The sequence below is a fragment of the Pseudomonas sp. GW822-FHT02D10 genome (genome assembly GCF_058802345.1).
Genome location: NZ_JBXAOB010000003.1, coordinates 425,963 through 448,772 on the forward strand (window position 1 = coordinate 425,963; position 22,810 = coordinate 448,772).

At 61.1% G+C, this 22,810-nt stretch carries 25 protein-coding genes; 18 read left to right on the forward strand and 7 right to left on the reverse strand.

Features of this window, described 5'->3' with window-relative positions; translation table 11 throughout:
* Nucleotides 1-5: 5 nt before the first annotated feature.
* Nucleotides 6-188, reverse strand: a complete 183-nt coding sequence (locus AC1RPZ_RS07590; RefSeq protein ID WP_493136344.1) for a CPXCG motif-containing cysteine-rich protein — start codon at nucleotides 186-188, stop codon at nucleotides 6-8.
* A 139-nt stretch (nucleotides 189-327) separates the two neighbouring features.
* Between AC1RPZ_RS07590 and AC1RPZ_RS07595 the strand changes: the two genes are divergently transcribed.
* Entirely contained in the window at nucleotides 328-1,494 is a 1,167-nt protein-coding gene (locus tag AC1RPZ_RS07595) for a 1-acyl-sn-glycerol-3-phosphate acyltransferase (protein WP_493136345.1), read from the forward strand.
* Between the two features lie 59 nt (nucleotides 1,495-1,553).
* Here AC1RPZ_RS07595 and AC1RPZ_RS07600 read toward each other — a convergent pair whose 3' ends face one another.
* The gene (locus tag AC1RPZ_RS07600; protein ID WP_493136452.1) at nucleotides 1,554-1,841 is read right to left on the reverse strand and encodes a hypothetical protein; all 288 of its coding nucleotides are present in this window, start codon (nucleotides 1,839-1,841) and stop codon (nucleotides 1,554-1,556) included.
* A 181-nt stretch (nucleotides 1,842-2,022) separates the two neighbouring features.
* On the opposite strand from AC1RPZ_RS07600, the gene AC1RPZ_RS07605 reads away from it, so the two are divergent.
* Complete coding sequence (locus AC1RPZ_RS07605; RefSeq protein WP_493136347.1) at nucleotides 2,023-2,229, forward strand: hypothetical protein; 207 nt, start codon at nucleotides 2,023-2,025, stop codon at nucleotides 2,227-2,229.
* Between the two features lie 609 nt (nucleotides 2,230-2,838).
* On the opposite strand, the gene AC1RPZ_RS07610 is transcribed toward AC1RPZ_RS07605, so the two are convergent.
* A complete protein-coding gene (locus tag AC1RPZ_RS07610; RefSeq protein WP_401121540.1) occupies nucleotides 2,839-3,423 on the reverse strand; it encodes a YajG family lipoprotein in 585 nt (194 codons plus the stop codon).
* A gap of 1,009 nt (nucleotides 3,424-4,432) precedes the next feature.
* On the opposite strand from AC1RPZ_RS07610, the gene mqo reads away from it, so the two are divergent.
* Nucleotides 4,433-5,941 (forward strand): malate dehydrogenase (quinone), encoded by a 1,509-nt coding sequence (mqo, locus tag AC1RPZ_RS07615; RefSeq protein ID WP_493136350.1) that lies wholly within the window; start codon nucleotides 4,433-4,435, stop codon nucleotides 5,939-5,941.
* Nucleotides 5,942-6,070: 129 nt separating this feature from the next.
* On the opposite strand, the gene AC1RPZ_RS07620 is transcribed toward mqo, so the two are convergent.
* Complete coding sequence (locus AC1RPZ_RS07620; protein WP_493136351.1) at nucleotides 6,071-6,358, reverse strand: PA4642 family protein; 288 nt, start codon at nucleotides 6,356-6,358, stop codon at nucleotides 6,071-6,073.
* 153 nt (nucleotides 6,359-6,511) lie between these two features.
* On the opposite strand from AC1RPZ_RS07620, the gene AC1RPZ_RS07625 reads away from it, so the two are divergent.
* The 13 genes from AC1RPZ_RS07625 to AC1RPZ_RS07685 all read left to right on the forward strand — a co-directional run bounded on the left by AC1RPZ_RS07625 (nucleotide 6,512) and on the right by AC1RPZ_RS07685 (nucleotide 18,574).
* A complete protein-coding gene (locus tag AC1RPZ_RS07625; protein WP_401121546.1) occupies nucleotides 6,512-7,192 on the forward strand; it encodes a GntR family transcriptional regulator in 681 nt (226 codons plus the stop codon).
* Between the two features lie 106 nt (nucleotides 7,193-7,298).
* Nucleotides 7,299-8,234 (forward strand): 4-hydroxyproline epimerase, encoded by a 936-nt coding sequence (locus AC1RPZ_RS07630; protein WP_493136353.1) that lies wholly within the window; start codon nucleotides 7,299-7,301, stop codon nucleotides 8,232-8,234.
* A complete protein-coding gene (locus AC1RPZ_RS07635; protein WP_493136355.1) occupies nucleotides 8,231-9,346 on the forward strand; it encodes an NAD(P)/FAD-dependent oxidoreductase in 1,116 nt (371 codons plus the stop codon). Before AC1RPZ_RS07630 ends, AC1RPZ_RS07635 begins: the two co-directional genes overlap by 4 nt.
* Nucleotides 9,343-9,579, forward strand: coding sequence for a (2Fe-2S)-binding protein (locus tag AC1RPZ_RS07640; RefSeq protein WP_493136356.1), 237 nt, complete (start codon nucleotides 9,343-9,345; stop codon nucleotides 9,577-9,579). Before AC1RPZ_RS07635 ends, AC1RPZ_RS07640 begins: the two co-directional genes overlap by 4 nt.
* The gene (locus AC1RPZ_RS07645; protein ID WP_493136358.1) at nucleotides 9,576-10,844 is read left to right on the forward strand and encodes an FAD-dependent oxidoreductase; all 1,269 of its coding nucleotides are present in this window, start codon (nucleotides 9,576-9,578) and stop codon (nucleotides 10,842-10,844) included. Before AC1RPZ_RS07640 ends, AC1RPZ_RS07645 begins: the two co-directional genes overlap by 4 nt.
* 28 nt (nucleotides 10,845-10,872) lie before the next feature.
* Nucleotides 10,873-11,619, forward strand: a complete 747-nt coding sequence (locus AC1RPZ_RS07650; protein ID WP_493136360.1) for an AraC family transcriptional regulator — start codon at nucleotides 10,873-10,875, stop codon at nucleotides 11,617-11,619.
* 280 nt (nucleotides 11,620-11,899) lie between these two features.
* Entirely contained in the window at nucleotides 11,900-12,718 is an 819-nt protein-coding gene (locus AC1RPZ_RS07655; RefSeq protein WP_493136362.1) for an ABC transporter substrate-binding protein, read from the forward strand.
* Between the two features lie 87 nt (nucleotides 12,719-12,805).
* Nucleotides 12,806-13,471: an amino acid ABC transporter permease gene (locus AC1RPZ_RS07660; RefSeq protein ID WP_493136363.1), complete on the forward strand. Its 666-nt coding sequence runs from the start codon at nucleotides 12,806-12,808 to the stop codon at nucleotides 13,469-13,471.
* Between the two features lie 9 nt (nucleotides 13,472-13,480).
* Nucleotides 13,481-14,131, forward strand: a complete 651-nt coding sequence (locus AC1RPZ_RS07665) for an amino acid ABC transporter permease (RefSeq protein WP_493136365.1) — start codon at nucleotides 13,481-13,483, stop codon at nucleotides 14,129-14,131.
* Nucleotides 14,124-14,846 (forward strand): amino acid ABC transporter ATP-binding protein, encoded by a 723-nt coding sequence (locus tag AC1RPZ_RS07670; protein ID WP_103318455.1) that lies wholly within the window; start codon nucleotides 14,124-14,126, stop codon nucleotides 14,844-14,846. Before AC1RPZ_RS07665 ends, AC1RPZ_RS07670 begins: the two co-directional genes overlap by 8 nt.
* 27 nt (nucleotides 14,847-14,873) lie before the next feature.
* Complete coding sequence (locus tag AC1RPZ_RS07675; RefSeq protein ID WP_493136367.1) at nucleotides 14,874-15,911, forward strand: trans-3-hydroxy-L-proline dehydratase; 1,038 nt, start codon at nucleotides 14,874-14,876, stop codon at nucleotides 15,909-15,911.
* A gap of 96 nt (nucleotides 15,912-16,007) precedes the next feature.
* Nucleotides 16,008-16,925 (forward strand): dihydrodipicolinate synthase family protein, encoded by a 918-nt coding sequence (locus AC1RPZ_RS07680; RefSeq protein WP_071553357.1) that lies wholly within the window; start codon nucleotides 16,008-16,010, stop codon nucleotides 16,923-16,925.
* Nucleotides 16,926-16,981: 56 nt separating this feature from the next.
* Complete coding sequence (locus AC1RPZ_RS07685) at nucleotides 16,982-18,574, forward strand: aldehyde dehydrogenase (NADP(+)) (protein ID WP_493136368.1); 1,593 nt, start codon at nucleotides 16,982-16,984, stop codon at nucleotides 18,572-18,574.
* Nucleotides 18,575-18,590: 16 nt separating this feature from the next.
* Here AC1RPZ_RS07685 and AC1RPZ_RS07690 read toward each other — a convergent pair whose 3' ends face one another.
* Together AC1RPZ_RS07690 and AC1RPZ_RS07695 are read right to left on the reverse strand one after the other, a co-directional pair.
* A complete protein-coding gene (locus AC1RPZ_RS07690) occupies nucleotides 18,591-19,064 on the reverse strand; it encodes a WbuC family cupin fold metalloprotein (RefSeq protein ID WP_493136370.1) in 474 nt (157 codons plus the stop codon).
* Between the two features lie 3 nt (nucleotides 19,065-19,067).
* Nucleotides 19,068-19,625: a hypoxanthine-guanine phosphoribosyltransferase gene (locus tag AC1RPZ_RS07695; RefSeq protein WP_493136372.1), complete on the reverse strand. Its 558-nt coding sequence runs from the start codon at nucleotides 19,623-19,625 to the stop codon at nucleotides 19,068-19,070.
* Between the two features lie 165 nt (nucleotides 19,626-19,790).
* Between AC1RPZ_RS07695 and upp the strand changes: the two genes are divergently transcribed.
* Both upp and AC1RPZ_RS07705 read left to right on the forward strand, forming a co-directional pair.
* Complete coding sequence (upp, locus tag AC1RPZ_RS07700; protein WP_493136373.1) at nucleotides 19,791-20,429, forward strand: uracil phosphoribosyltransferase; 639 nt, start codon at nucleotides 19,791-19,793, stop codon at nucleotides 20,427-20,429.
* A 2-nt stretch (nucleotides 20,430-20,431) separates the two neighbouring features.
* Nucleotides 20,432-21,706 carry a uracil-xanthine permease family protein gene (locus AC1RPZ_RS07705; RefSeq protein ID WP_493136375.1) on the forward strand — a complete coding sequence of 425 codons (1,275 nt, stop codon included), beginning with the start codon at nucleotides 20,432-20,434 and terminating at the stop codon, nucleotides 21,704-21,706.
* Nucleotides 21,707-21,778: 72 nt separating this feature from the next.
* Here AC1RPZ_RS07705 and hemH read toward each other — a convergent pair whose 3' ends face one another.
* Nucleotides 21,779-22,801: a ferrochelatase gene (gene hemH / locus AC1RPZ_RS07710; RefSeq protein WP_493136377.1), complete on the reverse strand. Its 1,023-nt coding sequence runs from the start codon at nucleotides 22,799-22,801 to the stop codon at nucleotides 21,779-21,781.
* Nucleotides 22,802-22,810: the final 9 nt, after the last annotated feature.

Consider the following 22,810-nt stretch of genomic DNA (forward strand, 5'->3'; position numbering starts at 1 on the left):
ACCCTTCACTCGTTTTCGCTGTGAACTTCGAGCATCCATTCATGACCATCAGTTTGCAGCGTAAATTTGATCGGCCGACAACACACGGGGCAATCCTCGATATACGTCTGATCCCCTCCCGACAAATCCAGAACGGCCTCTGCCTCTTCACCACAATAAGGACATTCGTAGCGCTCGGTTTCCAGCATCGCGGTCTCCCAAGTGACTTGTGCGTATAATCGCCGGTCTATTTGCAGGGCCATTTTTGTATGAGCGTTTTTTCAGACTGTACTCCTGCCGTAATCGATCTAATCCATTACTTACCCTAGCCGTTTCTAACAAGAGAGCATGATGGGCGAATTCGATGCCATCCGACCTTACGACGACAGCGAAGTCCCAGCAGTGCTGGCACGATTGCTGGGCGACCAGGCGTTTCTAGATATCCTCACCCACTTCCGCTTCCCGCGTTTTGCCGGTGCTTTCGGCTGGATGCTCAAACCACTTATAGCTTATCGGCTGCGCCGTGAGTTTGCCGGCATCAGTTCGGTGGCGACCTTGCAGGACAAGGTCGAGTTTTATGTGGACCACACCATCGAGCGGGCCACCGACGGCGTGACCTATACCGGCGTCGAACAATTCAAGACCGGCAGCGCTTATCTGTTTCTGGCCAACCACCGCGACATCGTGATGGACCCGGCCTTCGTCAACTACGCGATCTATCACGCAGGCCTGCCGACGCCGCGCATCGCGATTGGTGACAACCTGCTGCAAAAGCCCTTTGTCAGCGATCTGATGCGCCTGAACAAAAGCTTTATCGTGCACCGCTCCATCAGCGGTCGTCGCGAAAAGATGGCGGCGTATCAGTTGCTGTCGGCCTACATCAATCACTCGATCCGCAGCGACTGTCAGTCGATCTGGATCGCCCAGGCCGAAGGCCGCGCCAAGGACGGTGACGACCGTACCGAGTCGGCGATCCTCAAGATGTTCCACATGAGCCGCAAGGACGAGCCGTTTGGCAAGGTCATCCAGTCGCTGAACCTGACCCCGGTGTCGATCAGCTACGAGTACGACCCGTGCGATCAGGCCAAGGCCCGCGAGCTGTACATCCGCGCCACCACCGGCAGCTACACCAAGGTGCCCGGTGAGGATGATGCGAGCATCGCCAAAGGCATCACCGGCTACAAAGGCCGGGTCCACGTGAACTTCGCCGCACCGATCAACGAGCTGTTCGAAGACACCAAGCAATTGGCAATCGAGATGGACCGGCAGATCCTCGGCGGTTACCGGTTGTTCCCGGTGCACTACCTGGCGTACGCCCAATGGAGCAACGCTGACCTGCACCTGCAAGTGCCAAGCGCTGCGCAGTTGTTCTCGGCCGAGGAGCTGGCCAAGGCCCGGCAAGAATGGCAAAGCCGTCTCGACGCCTGCCCCGAGGAACATCGGCCGTTCCTGGTGCTGCAATACGCAACACCGGTACGCAATCAGTACCGGGTCAAAGCGGGTTTGCCGCTGTAAGGTTGGACTGAATACAAAAACGGCGCCTCAGGGCGCCGTTTTCATGGGTGATGCAAACCTCAAAAATGCCTGCTGATCCACGACAGCAGTAGCGCCAAGGCCAGGCAGACAAAGCCGAATCGGTAGAAAAACCGGTTCATGCGCAAGGTCGCGGAGTCCAGAAACAGCATCGGTTCATCGATCGCCCGTACCGCGCTTTGCGCCGCCAGATTCTCCAGCGCCCGCTGTTCGCGGCGACGGGTCGCGTGCAACAGCCAGGCACCGGGCAAGGCGATCAACAACGCGAATAAATTCATCAGACTCCCGGGATGGGCACTGACAGCAGACCAGCTCATGTACAGCGACATCATGACCCTCACATAAAAAAAGCACCTGTGACCTGAAAACCGCTGTCATCGGACAGACGTTTTTTACGCCCTGTGCTCTGCAATCCAGTGACCGGTAATTTACTGATTAATGTGCGCTGTCACCTGAACGTCACCTTAACGAGCCAGTCTGTCGCCCCTAGAAACCGACACGGAGCCTGTCATGTTGCACGCAGAAAACCAGGATTGCCTCTACCTGATCACCCCCAGCGACGAACAACAAAACCTCGTCGGCAGCCTCGCCTTCAACGTCCAGGACCGCCACTGGCTCGTCTACTGCGCCCTGAGCGGCCACCAACACGCCGACCTGCCGGAAACCGACCTGCTGACCGGCGTGAGCATGCTGGATTTTTATGTAGAAGCGGCCTAGAAGCCGCGGTACCCCGTCAAAAAGCCAAAGTCAAAAGATCGCAGCCTGCGGCAGCTCCTACAGATATCACCTAGCCATGCCCCAACCACTCAGGCCGGCTGTCAGGCCGCCGTGCTGTTGCTCTTGATCCACCCGCCCCTTCGGGAGGCTGAGTGGAGGTGTTCAGCAGGGGGTTGGCGCGCAGCGCCGTACGGCGCAGCCGGACACATCGAGAGGAGGTCGAAGCGAAGCCGACCGGAGGCGATGCCCCCTGATGGACGCCGGAGCGAGGGAACGCCGAGCCTAAGCGAGGGGCCGGACGCTTGGGGCGAAGCGTTTTGGTTACTTTTGGGCGTCTGCAAAAGTGACACGCCGTAAGGGCGGAACCCTAAGTGGCCGTTACCGCAGCAACGGATATGTACACCTGCAAGAGATTAGTCGGCTATCAGGCCGCTATCGCGAGCAAGCTCGCTCCCACAGTTTTGATTGGTGTACGTCTGCGGGAGATTGGCCGGCTGTCAGGCCGCCTTCGCGAGCAAGCCCGCTCCCACAGAAAGCCCCAAAAAAACCAGCAGACACAAAAAACCCGGCGCCATCACTGACACCGGGTTTATTGAATACAGCGAACCGTTATTCGCCGAGCATCTGACCCACCGTCGGATCCTTGAACAACCGGGTCAACGCATCGCTCAACACATCGCTCACCAGCTTGGTGTTGGTTTCCTGATTCGGCGCCATACCAAAACGCTGATTCAGCGACGCCGCATAACGACCACTGTAACGATGGTTGGCGTTCTGCACATCAGAGCGGAAAGCCGCGCCAATAGTCGCCTCAGTCACATACATGCCCTCTTTGGGCGACTGATAGCTCAGTTCTGCCAGCGTCACCGTCAACTGCGGCGCGTTGTAAGCGTTGGGCGTCGGGGTGAACCCCAACAGACGCACAGCCGCCTCGGCCTGAGCCTGCAACTTCGGCAGAATTTGCGCACCTTGCACCGTGATTGCGCTGGTTTCAGGGTACAGGCCACCACGGGTGCCCAACGTTGGCGACGGACGGCCATCGACCACCCTCACCACCACCGGCTGACCATGCCCGACCGGCGCCAGCTGCGTCGTGAGCTTAGGCTCCGGGGCTAGTTGTTGCGGGCTGTTGGCGCAGCCAACCAGGGTCAAACTGGTCACAGTGATCAAACCGAACAACAGGCGTTGCAACATGCGCGACTCTCCAGATACAAAAACGAACTGATCAGCAGTATAGCGGTGGGCACGCGCTTCAAACCAGCAACCCGGAACACTTGCTGAAGACTTCTGCAAAGTCTGCGCTTGCGGGCGCTCGGTAACCTCAGTGTCATGCCGCACTGCTAACTTGCGGGTGGATATCGAAGAAAAACGCCTCAACGGGTTACACCCGCCGCTACCGGCCAGCGCCTGCCTGAGCCCGCGCACTCCTCACGCACGGTTGCAGACGGTTCAGTCCATCTGACCGAACGGCTAATAAAAGTCATTAAACACGACCATTTCCCTGCGTTTCTTCGCTACAATCTCCCCCCGATTATAAGGACGTCTCCTGATCGGGCCTCGCAGCATCGCTGATACGCGAGTATCAGCTCCCCCGCACCGCCCACAGAGAGCCGCCCACACAGATCGAGTGAAGCTGGCGAGCTTGCTGTTTATCCTGCAAACCACCACTTTTCGCGAATCTGCCAGAGCTGTCGTTACGCTCGGTCACTGAGCTGTTTGCCCGTTTTGCCTGCCCTGTATCCCATGGCGGCAATCCATCCGGGCACAGTGCCAGGCTGGGACAGCCCTTTTTTGAGGTTCACGTCTTCAAAAGAGCGTGAAAAAAACGGGTTTTCACAACTTCACAAGAGTGTGGCGAGCAAATGAATAGTTTTGCGTCTGAACATGCACCATTAGCGTCTACAACAGCCCAACGACACAGGACCGAGTACTCCTCAAGAACTGGAGCCTGAAGCCTGTCCACTACGGATTTGGTTGCACAAACGGACGTATCGACCATAAGTCGAATTGCCTCCCGCGCGCTGAAGTGAGTTCATAGGAACCCTGAGCCCGGTAGGTAGCGTCTGTCGAAGTTGCAAAAAATTGCGAAGATTCGGACATGGCGATCCTGGCCGTGGGTGACCCGGGGCTCTACAGAGCATGCCCCGTCACTCCTGGCAGCTATGCCGACAATTTGGTGCTGCAGATTTTGGAGACGCGTTAAATGGCGCATAACGAAGCAGTCGACGTAGTACTGGTTGGGGCCGGCATCATGAGTGCCACCCTGGCTGTATTGCTCAAAGAGCTCGACCCCGCGATCAAGCTGGAAGTCGTCGAGCTGATGGATTCCGGTGCCGCGGAGAGTTCCAACCCGTGGAACAACGCCGGTACCGGTCACGCCGGGCTGTGTGAGCTGAACTACACGCCACAGGCCGCTGACGGCAGCGTCGACATCAAGAAAGCCGTGCACATCAACACCCAGTTCGAGGTGTCGAAGCAGTTCTGGTCCTACCTGACCCGAAAAGGCACCTTCGGCTCGTCGAAATCCTTCATCAGCCCGGTTCCGCACCTGAGCTTCGTGCAAGGTGAGGCAGGCGTTTCGTTCCTCAAGGAACGTTTCAAGGTGCTGAGCAAGCACCACGCCTTCACCGAGATGGAGTACACCGAAGACAAGGCAAAAATGGCCGAATGGATGCCATTGATGATGCCTGGTCGTCCGGCCGACGAAGTCGTCGCCGCGACCCGCGTGATGAACGGCACCGACGTCAACTTCGGCGCCCTGACCAATCAACTGCTCAAGCACCTGACCAGCGCACCCGATGCCCAGGTCAAGTACTGCAAGCGCGTGACCGGTCTCAAGCGTAACGGCAACGGCTGGACCGTCAGTATCAAGGACGTCAACACCGGCAACAGCCGTGACGTCGACGCCAAATTCGTCTTCCTCGGCGCTGGCGGCGCAGCATTGCCGTTGTTGCAGACTTCGGGCGTCGAAGAAAGCAAAGGCTTCGGCGGCTTCCCGATCAGCGGCCAATGGCTGCGTTGCGACAACCCGGAAGTGGTCAAACACCACCAGGCCAAGGTCTACAGCCAGGCAGCGGTAGGTTCGCCACCGATGTCCGTGCCGCACCTGGACACCCGTGTCGTCGATGGCCAGAAGTCCCTGTTGTTCGGACCTTACGCCGGTTTCACCACCAAGTTCCTCAAGCACGGCTCGTTCATGGACCTGCCGATGTCGGTTCGCGCCGGCAACATCGGCCCGATGCTGGCCGTGGCGAAAAACAACATGGACCTGACCAAGTACCTGGTCAGCGAAGTGATGCAATCGATGGAACAACGTCTGGAATCGCTGCGCCGCTTCTACCCTCAAGCCAAGGCCGAAGACTGGCGTCTGGAAGTCGCTGGCCAGCGCGTGCAGATCATCAAGAAAGACCCGAAAAAAGGCGGCATCCTGCAGTTCGGTACCGAACTGGTTGCAGCCAAGGACGGGTCCCTTGCCGCGCTGCTCGGTGCATCGCCTGGCGCTTCGGTCACGGTGTCGATCATGCTTGAGCTGATCGAACGCTGCTTCCCGAACAAAGCCAAGGGTGAATGGGCGTCCAAGCTGGCGGAAATCTTCCCGGCTCGGGAAAAGGTCCTGGAAACCGACGCTGCGCTGTATCGCAAGATCAACGCGCAGAACAACGTCGCGCTGGAACTGGTTGAAGAAAGCAGCGAGACCCCAAGCTACGCTTGATTGTCGCGCATAAAAAACGCCCCGTTCGCGGGGCGTTTTTTATGGTTTTAAAAGATCGCAGCCTTCGGCAGCTCCTACATGGGAATATGAACCCCCGTAGGAGCTGCCGCAGGCTGCGATCTTTTGATCTTAACCGCGAGCCTTGTTGATCAGCTCGATGTACTCAGCAGCGTTGCGCTGATCCTGGATCAGGGCGATGAAGTCCTTGCCGTGCTCATCCTTGCCGTCCAGATCGTAACCGGCCTCGACGAAGAACCCCAGGAAACGCTCGAAATCGTCGATACGCAGACCGCGGTAGGCCTTGATCAGTTTGTGCAGGGACGGTGAAGTGGCATCGATTGGTTCGAAATCGAGGAACAATTTGATCTGCGCATCGCCGATCTCGTCACCAATCACTTGTTTCTTATCTTTACGCATTGCCGACTCCAGCTCGCAGACATTACACGGGGCGGGCAGTTTACCCCTGCGCCGACCCAAGCCTCAACGACCAGCGCTCATTCGGAAAAGCGCTTGGCGCCCTGACGCGCTCGTATACAATATTCGCCATCACGCCTGCCGGGACTCATTCACGTGCCTCTACCCAGCTTCAATGCCCCCAATCTGGGGATTGCGCCCTCGGCTTCGGAAGTCATCGCCAAGCACCTGCGCGAGGCCATCATCGGCGGTCATTTTGCCGAAGACGAACCGATCCGTCAGGACGACATCGCCCGCCTGTTCAACGTCAGCAAGATCCCCGTGCGCGAAGCGCTCAAACGCCTTGAGGCGGAAGGCCTGGTGCAATTTCAGCGCAACAAGGGCGCGGTGGTGACCAAGATTTCCGAGCCCGAGCTGGCGCAGATCTTTGAAGTCCGGGTGCTGCTCGAAGTCCAGGCGATTCGCCTGGCGGTGCCGAACATGACCGAAGCCACGTTCGCCCGCGCCGAAAGTATCTGTGCCGAGTTCATCGACGAAAACAACATCGGCCGCTGGGCCGAATTGAACTGGGCCCTGCATGCTTGCCTCTACGAGCCGGCGCAGCGACCGTTCCTGCTCAACCTGATCCGCTCGATTCACGACAAGGTCGAACGCTACCTGCGCATGCAGATGAGCTTTTCCGAAGGCAAGGATCGTGCGGACCACGAGCACCGCGACATTCTCGCCGCCTGCCGGGCCGGCGATGCCGACAAAGCCGCCGAACTGATCGAGCAGCACATCATTGGCGTGTGCCGCACGCTCTATGAACACCTGCCGAACGCCCCCGCGCGGATCTGATCGAGTGTGCCGATTTCGTCATCGGTAACGGTTAAATCCCTCAAGCCATCCCGCGCCTCAAACGCCAGTCTTGCACAGACATTTCCTGTGCAAGGTGGCGCCCTTCATGAAACGTATCCACGTCCTCGACTCTCACACTGGCGGTGAACCGACACGTCTGGTCATCGCCGGTTTTCCGGAACTGGGCGCAGGCTCCATGGCCGAACGCAAGCGCCGCCTCGCCGAGGAGCACGATCATTGGCGCGCCGCCACGGTGCTTGAGCCACGCGGCAGCGATGTGCTGGTTGGCGCCCTGCTCTGCGAGCCGCAGGATCCCGGTGCCTGTGCCGGGGTGATTTTCTTCAACAACAGCGGCTACCTCGGCATGTGCGGTCACGGCACCATTGGCCTGGTGGCCTCGCTGGCTTATCTCAAACGCATCGAGCCCGGCGTACACCGGATTGAAACCCCGGTCGGCACGGTCGAGGCGACCTTGCACGAGGATCGCTCGGTCAGCGTGCGCAATGTCCCGGCTTATCGCTACCGCAAGGCCGTGCAGCTGACGTTACCGGATTACGGCACAGTCAGTGGTGACATTGCCTGGGGCGGCAACTGGTTTTTCCTGATCGCCGAACACGGCCAACGCATCGCCAGCGACAACCTCGAGGCCCTGACCGCTTACACCTGGGCGGTCCGCGAAGCGCTGGAGAACCAGGGCATTCGTGGCGAGGACGGCGGCGAAATCGATCACATCGAACTGTTTGCCGACGACCCGGTGGCCGACAGTCGCAACTTTGTCCTCTGCCCCGGCAAAGCCTACGACCGCTCGCCTTGCGGCACTGGCACCAGCGCCAAGCTGGCGTGCCTGGCAGCCGACGGTAAATTGCAACCCGGTGAAGTCTGGCGCCAGGCCAGTGTGATCGGTAGCCAGTTCGAAGCCAGTTACGAGCGGCTCGACGAGCAGCGCATCATTCCGACCATTCGCGGTCGCGCCCACATGAGTGGCGAGAACCAATTGCTGCTGGAGGAACACGACCCGTTCGTCTGGGGCATCGGTTCATGAATGCCGATGTCATTGTCATCGGTGCCGGCATTGTCGGCAGTGCCTGTGCCTATGAGCTGGCGCAACGCGGGCTCGACGTGCTGGTGCTCGACAGCCAGCGCGGTGGCGCCACGGCGGTCGGTATGGGTCACCTGGTCGTGATGGATGACAACCCGGCCGAACTGGCGCTGAGCCAATACTCCATCGAGCTCTGGCGACAATGGGCACCGCGCCTGGATCCCGGCTGCGCCTACCGCAATTGCGGCACGCTGTGGCTGGCCGCCAATGACGAGGAAATGGCCGGCGCCGAGCACAAACGTCAGACGCTCAAGGCCCAGGGCATTGCCTGCGAAATGCTCGACCCGCGTGCACTGTACGCGGCCGAGCCGATGCTCCGTCCCGGCCTGAGAGGCGCGCTGAAGGTCAGCGGCGACGGCATTCTCTACGCGCCGAATGCCGCTCACTGGCTGCTCAGCCAAAGCGCTGGGCGGATTACTCGGCGCACGGTCGAGGTCACGCAGGTCGACGGTAATCAACTGCGCTTGAACACCGGCGAGCGGCTGCGTGCCGAAGCGGTGGTGCTGGCCAACGGCATTCACGTCACCGAGCTGTGCCCCGACCTGCCGATTCGGCCGAAGAAGGGTCATCTGCTGATCACCGACCGTTACCCCGGCAAGATCCATCATCAGTTGGTCGAGCTGGGGTATGTCACCAGTGCTCACGCCAGCGAAGGCACCTCGGTTGCCTTCAACGCCCAGCCACGCCCGACCGGGCAAATCTTTCTCGGCTCATCGCGTCAGTTCGACACCACCGACCTAAGCGTCGAGGCCACGGTACTGGCGCGCATGCTGCACCGGGCAATCGACTATTTGCCGGCGCTGGCCGGGATGAACGCCATCCGCAGCTGGACCGGCCTGCGCGCGGCCACGCCCGATGGCTTGCCGCTGCTCGGTGAGCATCCACAGCAAGCGGGTTTGTGGCTGGCGGCCGGGCATGAAGGGCTGGGCGTGACCACGGCTCCCGGCAGCGCGCAGCTGCTGGCCGCACAGCTGTGCAAAACCACTCCGGCCATCGACCCGACGCCTTATCTGCCGGGGCGTTTCCTGACCACCGCACAAGGGTTACGCGCATGATTGAATTGAGTCTCGACGGCCGCACGGTAGCGGTCGACGCCGGTACAACGGTTGCGGCGCTGCTCTATCTGGCAGGCGACGGCTGCAGTCGAACCTCGGTCAGCGGTCAGCGCCGGGCACCTTTTTGCGGGATGGGCGTTTGTCAGGAGTGCCGGGTGAACATCGACGGTCAGCGCCGTCTCGCCTGCCAGACGGCGTGTCGCGCGGGCATGTGCGTGGAGACCCGGCCATGAAAGTCGATCTGCTGATTATCGGCGCGGGGCCTGCGGGCATGGCGGCAGCATTGGCGGCCGCACCGAGCACGGCACGCATCGCCGTCATCGATGACAACCCGGCACCCGGCGGGCAAATCTGGCGTGATGGCGTCAATGCGCACTTGCCGGCCAATGCTCAAACTCATCGTCAGAAACTGGCGGCGGCAAGTAACGTACAGGTGTTCAACTCAACGCGTGTGGTCGCCTTGGCCGGTGCCAGACAGCTCTTGTTGGAAGACCCTGAGCACGGTTGGATCATCGAATACCAGCAACTGATTCTGTGCACCGGTGCCCGCGAATTGCTGCTGCCGTTTCCCGGCTGGACCTTGCCCGGTGTCACCGGCGCGGGCGGGCTACAAGCGCTGATCAAGGGCGGCATGCCGGTGGCCGGTGAGCGGCTGGTGATCGCCGGCAGTGGTCCGCTGCTGCTGGCCAGCGCCGCCACCGCGAAAAAGGCCGGTGCCCAGCTACTGCACATCGCCGAACAAGCGTCGCTGAGTGCCGTCGCCGGATTTGCCCTGCAACTGCCACGATGGCCGGCCAAGTGGCTACAAGCCTTGCAGTTGTTTGACCGGCATTACCGCAGCGACAGCCATGTCATCGAAGCCTATGGTGACGGCCACCTGCAAGGCGTACGCCTGAAGCGCCAGGGCCGGATCGTCGACATCCCCTGCGAGCGACTGGCCTGCGGCTTCGGCCTGATCCCCAATACCCAACTGGCCCAAGCGCTCGGTTGTGAATTGAAGGACGACGCGATCGCCGTCGACGCGTACCAACTCAGTAGCCTGAACGGACACTATGCCGCGGGCGAATGCACAGGTTTCGGCGGCAGTGAACGGGCATTGGTCGAGGGAGCCATCGCCGGGTTGATGGCCATCGGTGAAATACAGCAAGCCCGCGCACTCTGGCCGCAGCGGCAACGCTGGCAAGGTTTCGCCGATCAGTTACGGCGCAGCTTTGCCTTGCGCGATGAACTGAAGCATCTGGCCACGCCCGACACGCTGATCTGCCGTTGCGAAGACGTGGCGCTGTCAGCGCTCAAGGCCTGCACCGGCTGGAACCAGGCCAAACTGCACACCCGTTGCGGCATGGGCGCCTGCCAGGGACGGGTCTGCGGTGCGGCGACTCGCTATCTGTTCGACTGGCCACAACCGGCGCCACGTCCGCCCTTCTCGCCAACGCGCATCGACACGCTGTTGCAGCTTGCCGAGCTTCCCAATCCCGCGTCCGTCACCGTAGAGTAAGGCCCTCTTCCCAGCGGATCGCCACCTGATGACGTTCCCTTTGCCACTGCCCTGCCCCCGCGACCTGCCCGAGCTGCTGGGCAGTTTGCAACTGATCTCTGCGCTGCTCGACGCCATGCCCGGTGTGGTGTTCTTCATCAAGGACACCGCTGCCCGCTACGTGCTGATCAATCAGACCCTGGCCCAACGCTGTGGCGCCAAAGCCCCCAACACACTCCTCGGCAAAACGGCTGAGCAGGTGTTTCCCTCGCACTTCGGCCCGCATTACACCGAGCAGGACCTGCGGGTGCTGAGTGACGGCAGCCCGTTGAACGATCAGCTTGAATTGCACCTTTACCCGGGTCGCGAACCTGGCTGGTGCCTGACTCACAAACTGGCGCTGCGCGATGCACAGGGTGCCATTATCGGCATGGCGGGGATTTCCTACGACCTGCTCGCGCCCCAGTCCAGTCATCCGGCCTATGAAAAACTCGCAGCGGTCGACGGGCATATCCGCGAACACTATGCGCAACACATCGCGCTGAGTGAGCTGACTGCGCTCAGCGGTTTCTCCGTGGCGCAACTGGAGCGCTTGTGCAAACGGATCTTCCAGCTGACCCCACGGCAGATGATTCACAAGGCACGTCTGGGCGCTGCCACGCAGCTGCTGTCGGGCGAGCTGCCGATCACCGAGATCGCCTTGCGCTGCGGTTACACCGACCACAGCGCCTTCAGCCGTCAGTTCAAGGCACTCACCGGCGTTTCTCCTTCGCAGTACCGCGATAATCATCGCTGACTGTTACCCGTTACTGAGCACCCCGCCAAACCCTGCTCCCTTTTGTGACACGGCGCCCGCCTTCGAAGCGTTCGTCTCGCCGCGCATTTCCTTGGCCGGTTTTTGCACCGTTGGCTGTTGCCCTCTGTTTCGGGCCTCGCAGCCCGTCACCCGTTGAACGCGATGTGAACTCCAGATTTTTGGCACATCCAGTGCATATCAAATATCGTATACGAAATTCTAAATACCCATTTGATAAGAACTGCCCAACGCTCGACACCATCCGACAACGAGGCCCCTTATGAAAAATCCTGCATCCGCCGTCTTCATCACCGCCCTGCTGAGTAGCGCGTTCATCGCCCAGGCCCAGGCCGACAAACTCGACGACATCATTGAGTCCGGCAGCTTGCGTTGCGCGGTCACTCTGGACTTTCCGCCCATGGGGTTTCGCGATGAGAAGAACACCCCGGCCGGCTTCGATGTCGACTACTGCAACGACCTGGCAAAAACCCTTGGGGTCAAAGCCGAGATTGTTGAGACCCCGTTCCCGGACCGAATTCCGGCACTGGTTTCCGGCCGCGCTGACGTGATCGTCGCCTCCACCTCCGACACCCTGGAGCGGGCCAAGACCGTGGGCATGACCATTCCTTACTTCGCCTTTCAGATGGTGGTGTTGACCCGCAGCGATGCCGGGATCAAGGGTTACGCCGACCTCAAGGGCCATTCGGTGGGCGGCCCGGCCGGCACGTTTGAAGCCATCGCGCTGGAAAACGACGTGAAAAAATGGGGCGACGCCAAGGGCGCTTTCCATGCCTACCAGTCGCTGGCTGACGCGGTACTGGCCCTGAGCCAAGGGCAAATCGACGCGACGACCGTGACCTCGACGGTCGCCTCGTCACTGATCAAATCCGGCAAGTACAAAAACCTCAGCGTCGCCGGCACCGCGCCTTATGACATCGATTACGTGTCCCTGGGTGCCAAACGCAATGAGTTCGGCTTGATCAACTACCTCAACCTGTTCGTCAACCATCAGGTGCGCTCCGGGCGGTATCAGGAGTTGTTCGCGCAGTGGGTTGGCGGCACGGCGCCACAGCTGACGGCCAGCGGCGTGTACCGCTAAGCCTGCGCTCGTGGCAGTGGGCACAGCGCCAACTGCCACGGCTGCCCCCGCTGGATTCCATCAGTTGAAAACCAAGGAACTCCTTTGATGTTCGACTACACCTTCCATTGGCGCGCCGCCTTCCAGGCGTTGCCGGACATGCTCGACGGGGCCCGGATCACTCTGGAGATCGCGGTGCTGTCGATGCTCGCCGGCACGCTGATCGCAATGTTCCTGGCCCTCGGCCAACTGTCCGACAAGCGCCTGTTCCGGGCGATGGCCGCCAGCTGGGTGTCGATCGCCCGCAACACGCCGGCCCTGTTTCAGGTGTACATCCTGTACTTCGGCCTCGGCGCCTTTGGCATTCACATGGGCTCATGGCTGGCGTTGCTGATCGGCATCACCTTTAACAACGCCGGCTACCTGGCCGAGACCTTTCGCGGCGGCCTCAACGCCGTGCCGGAAACCCAACTGCGCGCCGCCCGCTCGCTGGGCATGAGCGCGCCGAAGGCTTATCGGCTGGTGGTCCTGCCGCAATTGTTGCGCGTGGTGTTTTACCCGCTGACCAATCAAATGGTCTGGGCCTTGCTGATGACATCTCTGGGCGTGGTGGTCGGGCTGACCAGTGACCTGACCGGCGTGACCCAGGCACTGAACGTGAAGACCTTTCGCACCTTCGAGTTCTTCGCCATCGCCGCCGTTCTCTACTTCGTCCTGGCCAAGCTGGTGGTGGTGATCGCCCGCCTGCTGGCCTGGCGTTTGTTCCGGTACTAGGAGGTCTGCATGTACACCTCAAGTTTTACCTCGGGCGACTTCTTCTACCTGCTGCAAGGCGCCGGCACCACGCTGTTGCTGACGTTCTGGGCGATGTTGATCGGCACGTTGCTGGGTGTCGCGTGTGGCCTGACTCGGGCCTTGCTGCCGCGTGTGAGTCTGCCGCTGGCCTGGGTGCTGGACGTGTTTCGCAGCGTGCCGCTGTTGATTCAGTTCGTGCTGCTCAACTCGTTCAAGTCGATCGTCAGCCTGAACTGGAGCGCGTTTACCGTGGCCTGCGTGATCCTCGGCGCCTACTCCACCGCCTACTGTGCAGAAATCGTCCGTGGTGGCGTGTTGTCGGTGCCGTTGAGCACGCGGCGGGCCGCCCGCTCGCTGGGCCTGAGTCACCGCCAGGACTTGCTGCACATTGTCCTGCCGATGGCCACGCGGGTGGCGTTTCCGGGCTGGATCAACCTGACGCTGGCCGTCATGAAGGACACCTCGCTGGTGCTCTGGATCGGCATCGTCGAACTGCTGCGCGCCTCGCAAACCATCGTCACCCGGCTCCAGGAACCGTTGTTCGTCCTGGCCCTGGCCGGCCTTATCTACTACGTCATGAGCCTGGTGATCGCTCGTCTGGGCGCGCGGCTCGAACAGAGGTGGCAGGAAAATGATTGAGATCGAGAACGTTCGTAAATCCTTCGGCAACCTGGAAGTGGTCAAGGGTGTCGACCTGACCGTGAACAAGGGCGAAGTGCTGTCGATCATCGGCGGTTCGGGCTCGGGCAAATCAACCTTGCTGATGTGCATCAACGGCCTGGAAGCCATTCAGGGCGGGCAGATCCGCGTCGACGGCACGCCGGTGCATGCCAGCGGCACTGACCTGAACAAGTTGCGGCAGAAAATCGGCATCGTCTTCCAGCAATGGAACGCCTTCCCGCACCTCACGGTGATGGAAAACGTCATGCTCGCCCCGCGCAAGGTGCTCGGTAAAAGCCGTCAGGAGGCGGAAGAAATCGCCGTGCGCCAGCTAACCCACGTGGGCCTCGGCGACAAGCTCAAGGTGTTTCCGAGCAAGCTCTCTGGCGGTCAGCAACAGCGCATGGCGATTGCCCGGGCACTGGCCATGTCGCCGGACTACATGTTGTTCGACGAAGCTACTTCGGCCCTCGACCCGCAATTGGTGGGCGAAGTGCTGGACACCATGCGCCTGCTCGCCGAGGAAGGCATGACCATGGTGCTGGTGACCCACGAAATCCGCTTCGCCCGGGATGTGTCGGATCGGGTGGCGTTCTTTCGCGACGGCAAGATCCACGAAATCGGTTCACCGGACCAGGTGATCGGCCAACCGCAACGCGCGGAAACCGCCGACTTCCTGAAATCGGTGTTGTAACCCACAGTCAGGCCCCAGGAGACAATCATGCGTTCGAGCAAGATCATTCATGTGGTGAGTTGCCATGCCGAAGGTGAAGTCGGTGACGTTATCGTCGGCGGTGTCGCGCCACCACCCGGTGCGACCCTGTGGGAGCAGGCGCGCTGGATTGCCGAGGACCAGACCCTGCGCAACTTCGTCCTTAACGAGCCACGCGGCGGGGTCTTTCGTCACGTCAATCTCTTGGTGCCAGCCAAGAACCCGCTCGCTGACATGGCGTGGATCATCATGGAACCGGCGGACACACCGCCGATGTCCGGCTCCAACTCGCTGTGCGTGGCCACGGTGCTGCTCGACAGCGGCATTTTGCCGATGACCGAACCGCTGACCCGGCTGGTGCTCGAAGCTCCCGGCGGCTTGATCGAGGTGACCGCCCAATGCCGTAACGGCAAGGCCGAGCGGGTCGAGGTGCGGAACGTGGTGTCGTTTGCCGACAAGCTCGATGCGTGGATCGAAGTCGAAGGCCTCGGTTCGCTGCCCGTCGATACCGCCTATGGCGGCGACAGCTTCGCGATCGTCGACGCCCAGCGTCTGGGGTTCTCGTTGACTGCCGATGAAGCCGCGGACCTGGTGGCTACCGGCCTGAAGATCACTCAGGCAGCCAACGAACAATTGGGCTTCGTGCACCCGCTGAACCCGGACTGGGACCATATCTCGTTCTGCCAGATTGCCGCACCGCTCGACCGCGCCAACGGCGTGGCCAGTGCTGCCAACGCGGTGGTGATCCGCCCCGGCAAGATCGATCGTTCACCCTGTGGCACCGGTTGTTCGGCGCGCATGGCGGTGCTGCACGCCAAAGGCCAACTGGCGGTGGGCGAAGTGTTCATCGGACGCTCGATCATCGGTTCCGAGTTTCATTGCCGGATCGACAGCACCAGCGAAATCGCCGGCCGCCCGGCCATTATCCCTTGCCTGTCCGGGCGCGCCTGGATCACCGGCACCCACCAGCATCTGCTCGACCCAAGCGATCCTTGGCCGGGCGGTTATCGACTGTCCGACACCTGGCCCGTCGAACTGGCTATCTGAAGCAACGTACCTGGCAAAACCCTTTGAACCCCACGGCACTTTCAGTGCTCAACTTAAACGTATACGAAATACTAAAAAGTCATCATCGGAGGCAACATGAGCAAGCACGTTAACTGGAGCGGCGTTTTCCCAGCGGTCACTACCCAGTTCAACCCGGACTTTTCCATCGACTACGAAGGCACGCACAAGGTCATCAGCGGGTTGGTACGCGACGGTGTTTCGGGGCTGGTGATCTGCGGCACCGTTGGCGAGAACACCTCGCTGAGCACCGAAGAAAAGATCAGCCTGGTGGAAGTCGCCAAGGACGCCGCGGCAGGTCGGGTGCCGGTGATTTCCGGTGTCGCCGAATTCACCAGTGCCAACGCCAGCAAGGTCGCCAAGGAAATCCAGCGCGTCGGCGCCGACGGCATCATGTTGATGCCGGCGCTGGTCTACTCCTCGAAACCCTTCGAGACCGCCGCGCATTTTCGCAGCGTCGCCGCCAGCATCGATCTGCCAGTGATGGTCTACAACAATCCACCGATCTACAAAAACGATGTCACCCCGGACATCCTGATTTCCCTGGCCGACTGCGACAACGTCGTCTGCTTCAAGGATTCCTCAGGCGATACCCGGCGCTTCATCGATGTGCGCAATGAAGTCGGCGACCGCTTTGTGCTGTTCGCCGGGCTCGATGACGTGGTGCTCGAAAGCATTGCCGTCGGCGCGGTGGGCTGGGTTTCGGGGATGTCCAACGCCTTCCCGAAAGAAGGCGAGACGCTGTTCCGTCTGGCCCGCGACGGTCGCTTCAAGGAAGCGATGCCGATCTACGAATGGTTCATGCCACTGCTGCACCTCGATGCCCGCCCGGATCTGGTGCAGTGCATCAAGCTCTGTGAAGAACTGATGGGCCGTGGCACGGCGCTGACCCGCCCACCTCGCCTGGGTCTGCTTGACCACGAACGCAATGAGGTCGAGGCGCTGGTCAAGGCTGCGCTCGCCAACCGCCCGACCTTGCCGGACGTCGGTCTGTAACCGCCCTTCCCCACTGCCGCGCTCGGCACCGAGCGCGGCCATGCCGAGCATTTTTTATGTCAGCCATTATCGGCCACAACTTTATCGGCTTCGGCCGCAGCGCAGCAGGCGATCAGCTCCTGCACAGCGTCGACGCCCACAGCGGTGAACCGCTGCCCTATGGCTTCAGCCAGGCCAATGCGGAGGAAATCGACAACGCCGCACACTTCGCCGCCAGGGCCTACCCGATCTACCGCAACCTGCCGGCCAGCGTCCGCGCCGGTTTTCTCGAGACCATCGCCGAAGAAATAGACGCCCTCGGCGACGACTTCATCGCCGTCGTCTGTCGCGAAACGGCCCTGCCCGCTGCGCGGATTCAAGGCGAACGGGGGCGAACCAGCGGCCAGTTGCGGCTGTTCGCCCGGGTGTTGCGTCAAGGCGACTGCCTCGGCGCACGGATCGACCGTGCCTTGCCTGAGCGCCAACCGTTGCCACGGCCCGACTTGCGCCAATGGCGTATCGGTCTGGGCCCGGTGGCGGTGTTCGGTGCGAGCAACTTTCCGCTGGCGTTTTCCACCGCCGGCGGCGACACCGCCGCCGCCCTGGCCGCCGGTTGCCCGGTGGTGTTCAAGGCCTACAGTGGGCACATGGCAACCGCCGAACGGGTGGCGGCAGCGATCATTCGCGCAGCGCAACGCAGCGGTATGCCCGAGGGTGTGTTCAACATGATTTATGGCGCGGGTGTTGGCGAGGCGCTGGTCAAACACCCGGCGATCCAGGCGGTAGGGTTCACCGGTTCGCTCAACGGTGGCCGGGCCCTGTGCGACATGGCCGCCGCCCGGCCGCAGCCGATCCCGGTGTTCGCCGAAATGTCGAGCATCAACCCGGTGCTAGTGCTTCCCGTCGCCCTTGAAGTTCGCAGCCATACCATCGCCAGCGAACTGGGCGCCTCGATCGTCCTGGGTGGCGGCCAGTTCTGCACCAATCCGGGTTTGATCATCGGCCTGCGCTCGGCGGCGTTCAGCGCCTTCATCGAACAACTCACCGCGCAAATGAACGAAAAACCACCCCAGACCCTGCTCAACAGCGGTACCCGGCGTAGCTATGAAGGCGGCGTGCAGCGCTTGCTGGAGCATCCACGGGTGACGCGTTTGAGCGGCGGCCACGCACCGGGCAATCAGGTGCAGCCGCAGCTGTTCAAAGCCGACGTCAGCTTGTTGCTTGAAGGGGATGAGGTGTTGCAAGAAGAAGTGTTCGGCCCGGCCAGCATCGTGCTGGAAGTGGCCGACGAGCAAGAACTCAGGTTGGCGCTGCAGGCCTTGCACGGGCAATTGACCGCCACACTGATCGCCGAGCCGGCAGACCTTGAGCTGTGCGCGCAACTGATACCGATCCTTGAGCAGAAAGCCGGGCGCCTGTTGCTCAACGGTTATCCGACCGGTGTCGAAGTGTGCGATGCGATGGTCCACGGCGGACCCTATCCAGCGACGTCGGATGCCCGTGGCACCTCGGTCGGCAGCCTGGCGATCGAGCGGTTCCTGCGGCCGGTGTGTTATCAGAACTGTCCGGACGGATTACTGCCGGACGCCCTGAAGAATGCCAATCCGCTGGGGATTTTGCGTCTGGTCGATGGGGTGAATACCCGTGAGGAACTGAATCAAGCGGGCTGATGCCCGCTGTACACCGTCAATCGAACTGCGCGCGCATCCAGGCGAGATAGTCGGCCACGCCGGGCTCACCTTCGCGGGGTGCCCAATGCGCATGTTCGCCCTCGCCTACCGGACGATAAGGCCCGGCCTTGCATTCGAATATCACGCTGTCTGCTTCAAGCACTACCAGGCTGTGGTAAACCTTTGCCGGCAGGTCGACACCCACCGCCTCACCACCGGCCTGCAGGATCCGCTGGGTAGTGACCTGACCTGCTTCGTCGAATACCAGCACACCGATTCGGCCCTGGAGGACCAGCAGGGTTTCAGCCTTGTCGCCGCTCAAATGCCGATGTGGCGGAATGTAGGTCGACGGTTGCAACCCTATCGCAATGCGGTGGCAGGGTTCTTCCATCTGGTGGAAGTTGTGATGCTGCCGACCACGAGGATTGGCCGCAGCCTTCTCGGCCAGCTCGGTAAACAGTGCTTGATCAAGAAAGCTCGGCGTCGCCATGTTTTACATTCCTTTGACGGCGTAGATCCCGGCGGCGTTGCGCCAGTAGCCTTTGTAGTCCATGCCGTAACCGAAGATGTAGCGGTCGATGCACGGCAGACCGACGAAATCGGCTTTCAGGTCCGGACGAGCCTTGCGGTCGTGGTCCTTGTCGATCAGTACGGCGGTGTGCACGGCGCGGGCACCGGCGTGTTTGCAGAAGTCGATGATCGCGCCCAGGGTGTGACCTTCGTCGAGGATGTCGTCGATGATCAGCACATCACGGTCGATGAACGAGACTTCCGGCTTGGCTTTCCAGAACAGGTCGCCGCCGCTGGTTTCGTTGCGATAGCGGGTAGCGTGCAGGTAGGACGCTTCCAGCGGGAAATTCAGATAGGTGAGCAGCTTGCCGGAGAAAATCAGGCCGCCGTTCATCACGCAGAACACCACCGGATTGCTGTCAGCCAGTTGTTCGTTGATTTGCGCACCGACGCGGGCGATGGCCGCCTCGACTTCAGCTTCGGTGTACAGGCAGTCAGCCTCTCGCATGATTTGACGGATATGCTCGAGATCAGCGGACATGGTGCTCTCCAAGGGGGTGGCGGATTCGGAAAAGCGAGCAAAGGTACGCATCCCGCCGGGTCAGATCAAGCGTTTCTGGACTAACGTACTGTATGTCTATAGGACAACACCCCCGGATAGATTAATCTAGGCCGGTTTTTTTGCCCGCCGCCGGAGCCTTTCCCTATGCCCATCCGTGAGATCCGCCATCCGCTGATCCGACACAAACTTGGCCTGATGCGCCGCGCCGACATTAGCACGAAGAATTTCCGCGAGCTCGCTCAGGAAGTCGGTGCCCTGCTGACCTACGAGGCCACCAAAGACCTGCCGCTTGAAACCTACGATATCGAAGGCTGGTGCGGCACGGTTTCGGTCGAGAAGATCGCCGGCAAGAAAATTACCGTGGTGCCGATCCTGCGCGCCGGCATCGGCATGCTTGAAGGCGTGCTCAGCCTGATCCCGGGCGCCAAAGTCAGCGCCGTGGGCGTGGCCCGCAACGAGGAAACCCTCGAAGCGCACACGTATCTGGAAAAACTGGTTCCGGAAATCGACGAACGTCTGGCGATGATCATCGACCCGATGCTCGCCACCGGCGGTTCCATGGTCGCCACCATTGACCTGCTGAAGAAGGCCGGTTGCAAGGACATCCGCGCGATGGTCCTGGTGGCCGCCCCTGAAGGCATCGCCGCTGTCGAGAAGGCTCACCCGGACGTGATCATCTACACCGCGTCCATTGATCAGAGACTGAACGAACACGGTTACATCATCCCGGGCCTGGGCGATGCCGGCGACAAGATCTTCGGCACCAAGCAGAAGGACGCGTGAGCATGCAGGATGAGTTCAACGACCCGCTCTGGCGCACGGTGTTGTCTGGCGCGCAGATGCTGTTCGTGGCGTTTGGCGCGTTGGTGTTGATGCCGCTGATTACCGGCCTCGACCCGAACGTTGCGCTGTTCACGGCGGGCCTCGGTACCCTGCTGTTCCAGGTGGTCACCGGGCGGCAAGTGCCGGTGTTCCTGGCGTCGAGTTTTGCCTTTATCACCCCGATCATTCTCGCCAAGGGCCAGTTCGGCCTCGCGGCGACCATGGGCGGGGTGATGGCGGCCGGTTTCGTTTATACCTTTCTCGGCGTGGCCGTAAAGATCAAGGGCACCGGTTTCATCGACCGCTTGCTGCCACCGGTGGTGATTGGCCCGGTGATCATCTCGATCGGCCTGGCGATGGCGCCGATTGCCGCGAACATGGCGATGGGCAAGGCCGGTGACGGTTCCGAGCTGATTCATTACCAGACGGCAATGATGATCTCCATGCCCGCGCTGCTGACGACGCTGATCGTGGCGGTGTTCGGCAAAGGCATCTTCCGTCTGGTGCCGATCATCTCCGGTGTATTGGTCGGGTTTGGCATGGCGTTCTTCTTCGGCGTCGTCGACACCGCAAAGATCGCTGCCGCGCCGTGGTTGGCGTTGCCGCACTTCACCGCTCCGGAATTCAATTGGCAGGCGATTCTGTTTATTGTCCCGGTGGCGCTGGCCCCGGCCATCGAGCACATCGGCGGGGTGATTGCGGTCGGCAGCGTGACCGGACGTGATTACCTGAAGAAGCCCGGCCTGCACCGCACACTGTTTGGCGACGGTATCGCAACCACCGCGGCCGGGCTGCTCGGCGGCCCACCCAACACCACCTACGCCGAAGTGACGGGCGCGGTGATGCTGACCAAGAACTACAACCCGAAAATCATGACCTGGGCGGCGATCTTTGCCATCAGCCTGGCGTTTATCGGCAAGTTCGGTGCGCTGCTGCAAAGCATTCCGGTGCCGGTCATGGGCGGGATTCTCTGCCTGTTGTTCGGGTCGATTGCCGCAGTGGGCATGAACACCATGATCCGCCACAAGATCGACCTGAGCGAAGCGCGCAACCTGGTGATTGTCTCGGTCACGCTGGTGTTCGGGATTGGCGGTATGCTGATCGGCAGCGGTACCGGCGCGCAGGACTTCGGCCTCAAGGGCATCGCGTTGTGCGCTGTCGTAGCGATCGCGCTGAACCTGATTCTGCCGGGCAATGACAGCTGGAAGCACAAGAAGGCGGAGGAGCCGCTGCTTTAAAGATCGCAGCCTTCGGCAGCTCCTACGCGTCTTCTGTAGGAGCTGGCGCAGCCTGCGATCTTTTGATCTTGCTTACAACGCCAGCGGCGCTCGCTCGCACAAGGTGTTCAACGCCTGCGCCCAGTGCGGGTGATCGTTGAGACACGGTACCAGCACCAACTCCTCGCCCCCCGCCTCGCGGAACTGCTCGAGCCCACGGTCACCGATCTCTTCCAGGGTTTCGATACAGTCGGCCACGAACGCCGGGCACATCACCAGAATCTTCTTCACGCCCTGTTTGGCCAACGCGTCGAGGCGCGCTTCGGTGTAGGGTTCGATCCATTTGGCGCGGCCCAGCCGTGACTGGAACGACACCGACCATTTACCGTCCGGCAAGCCCATGCGCTCGGCAAACGCCGCGGCGGTGCGCAGACACTGACCGCGATAACAGGTCGCGAGCACTTCCGGCGGTGCGCCGGCACAGCAATCGCCGCCACCCTCAAAGCGATGGCCGGGGTTGAGTTTCTTCAGGTGCCGCTCCGGCAATCCATGGAAGCTCAGCAGCAGGTGATCGTAATCCTGTTCAAGGTACGGCTTGGCGCTGGCAACCAGCGCGTCTAGGTATTCCGGCTGATCGTAAAACGGCTGAAGAATCGAGAACTGCACGTCCAGTTTCTTCTCGCGCACCACACGCCTGGCTTCTTCAATCACCGTGGTCACGGTGCTGTCGGCGAACTGTGGATAAAGCGGTGCGAGGGTGACTTTTTTAGTCCCTTGAGCTGCCATGCGGGTCAACACCGACTCAATCGACGGCTCGCCATAACGCATGGCCAACTCGACCGGCCCCTGGGTCCACCGCGCGGTCATCGCCTGCTGCAAGCGGCGACTGAGCACCACCAGCGGCGAGCCCTCCTCCCACCAGATCGAGGCATAGGCGTGAGCCGATTGCTCAGGGCGCTTGATCAGAATCAACGAGACCAGCAAACGTCGTACCGGCCACGGCAAGTCAATGACGTAAGGGTCCATCAGAAATTGATTGAGGTAGCTGCGCACGTCCGCCACTTGTGTGGAAGCGGGCGAACCCAAATTGACCAGGAGCAACGCGTGATCGGTCATGCAACGTCC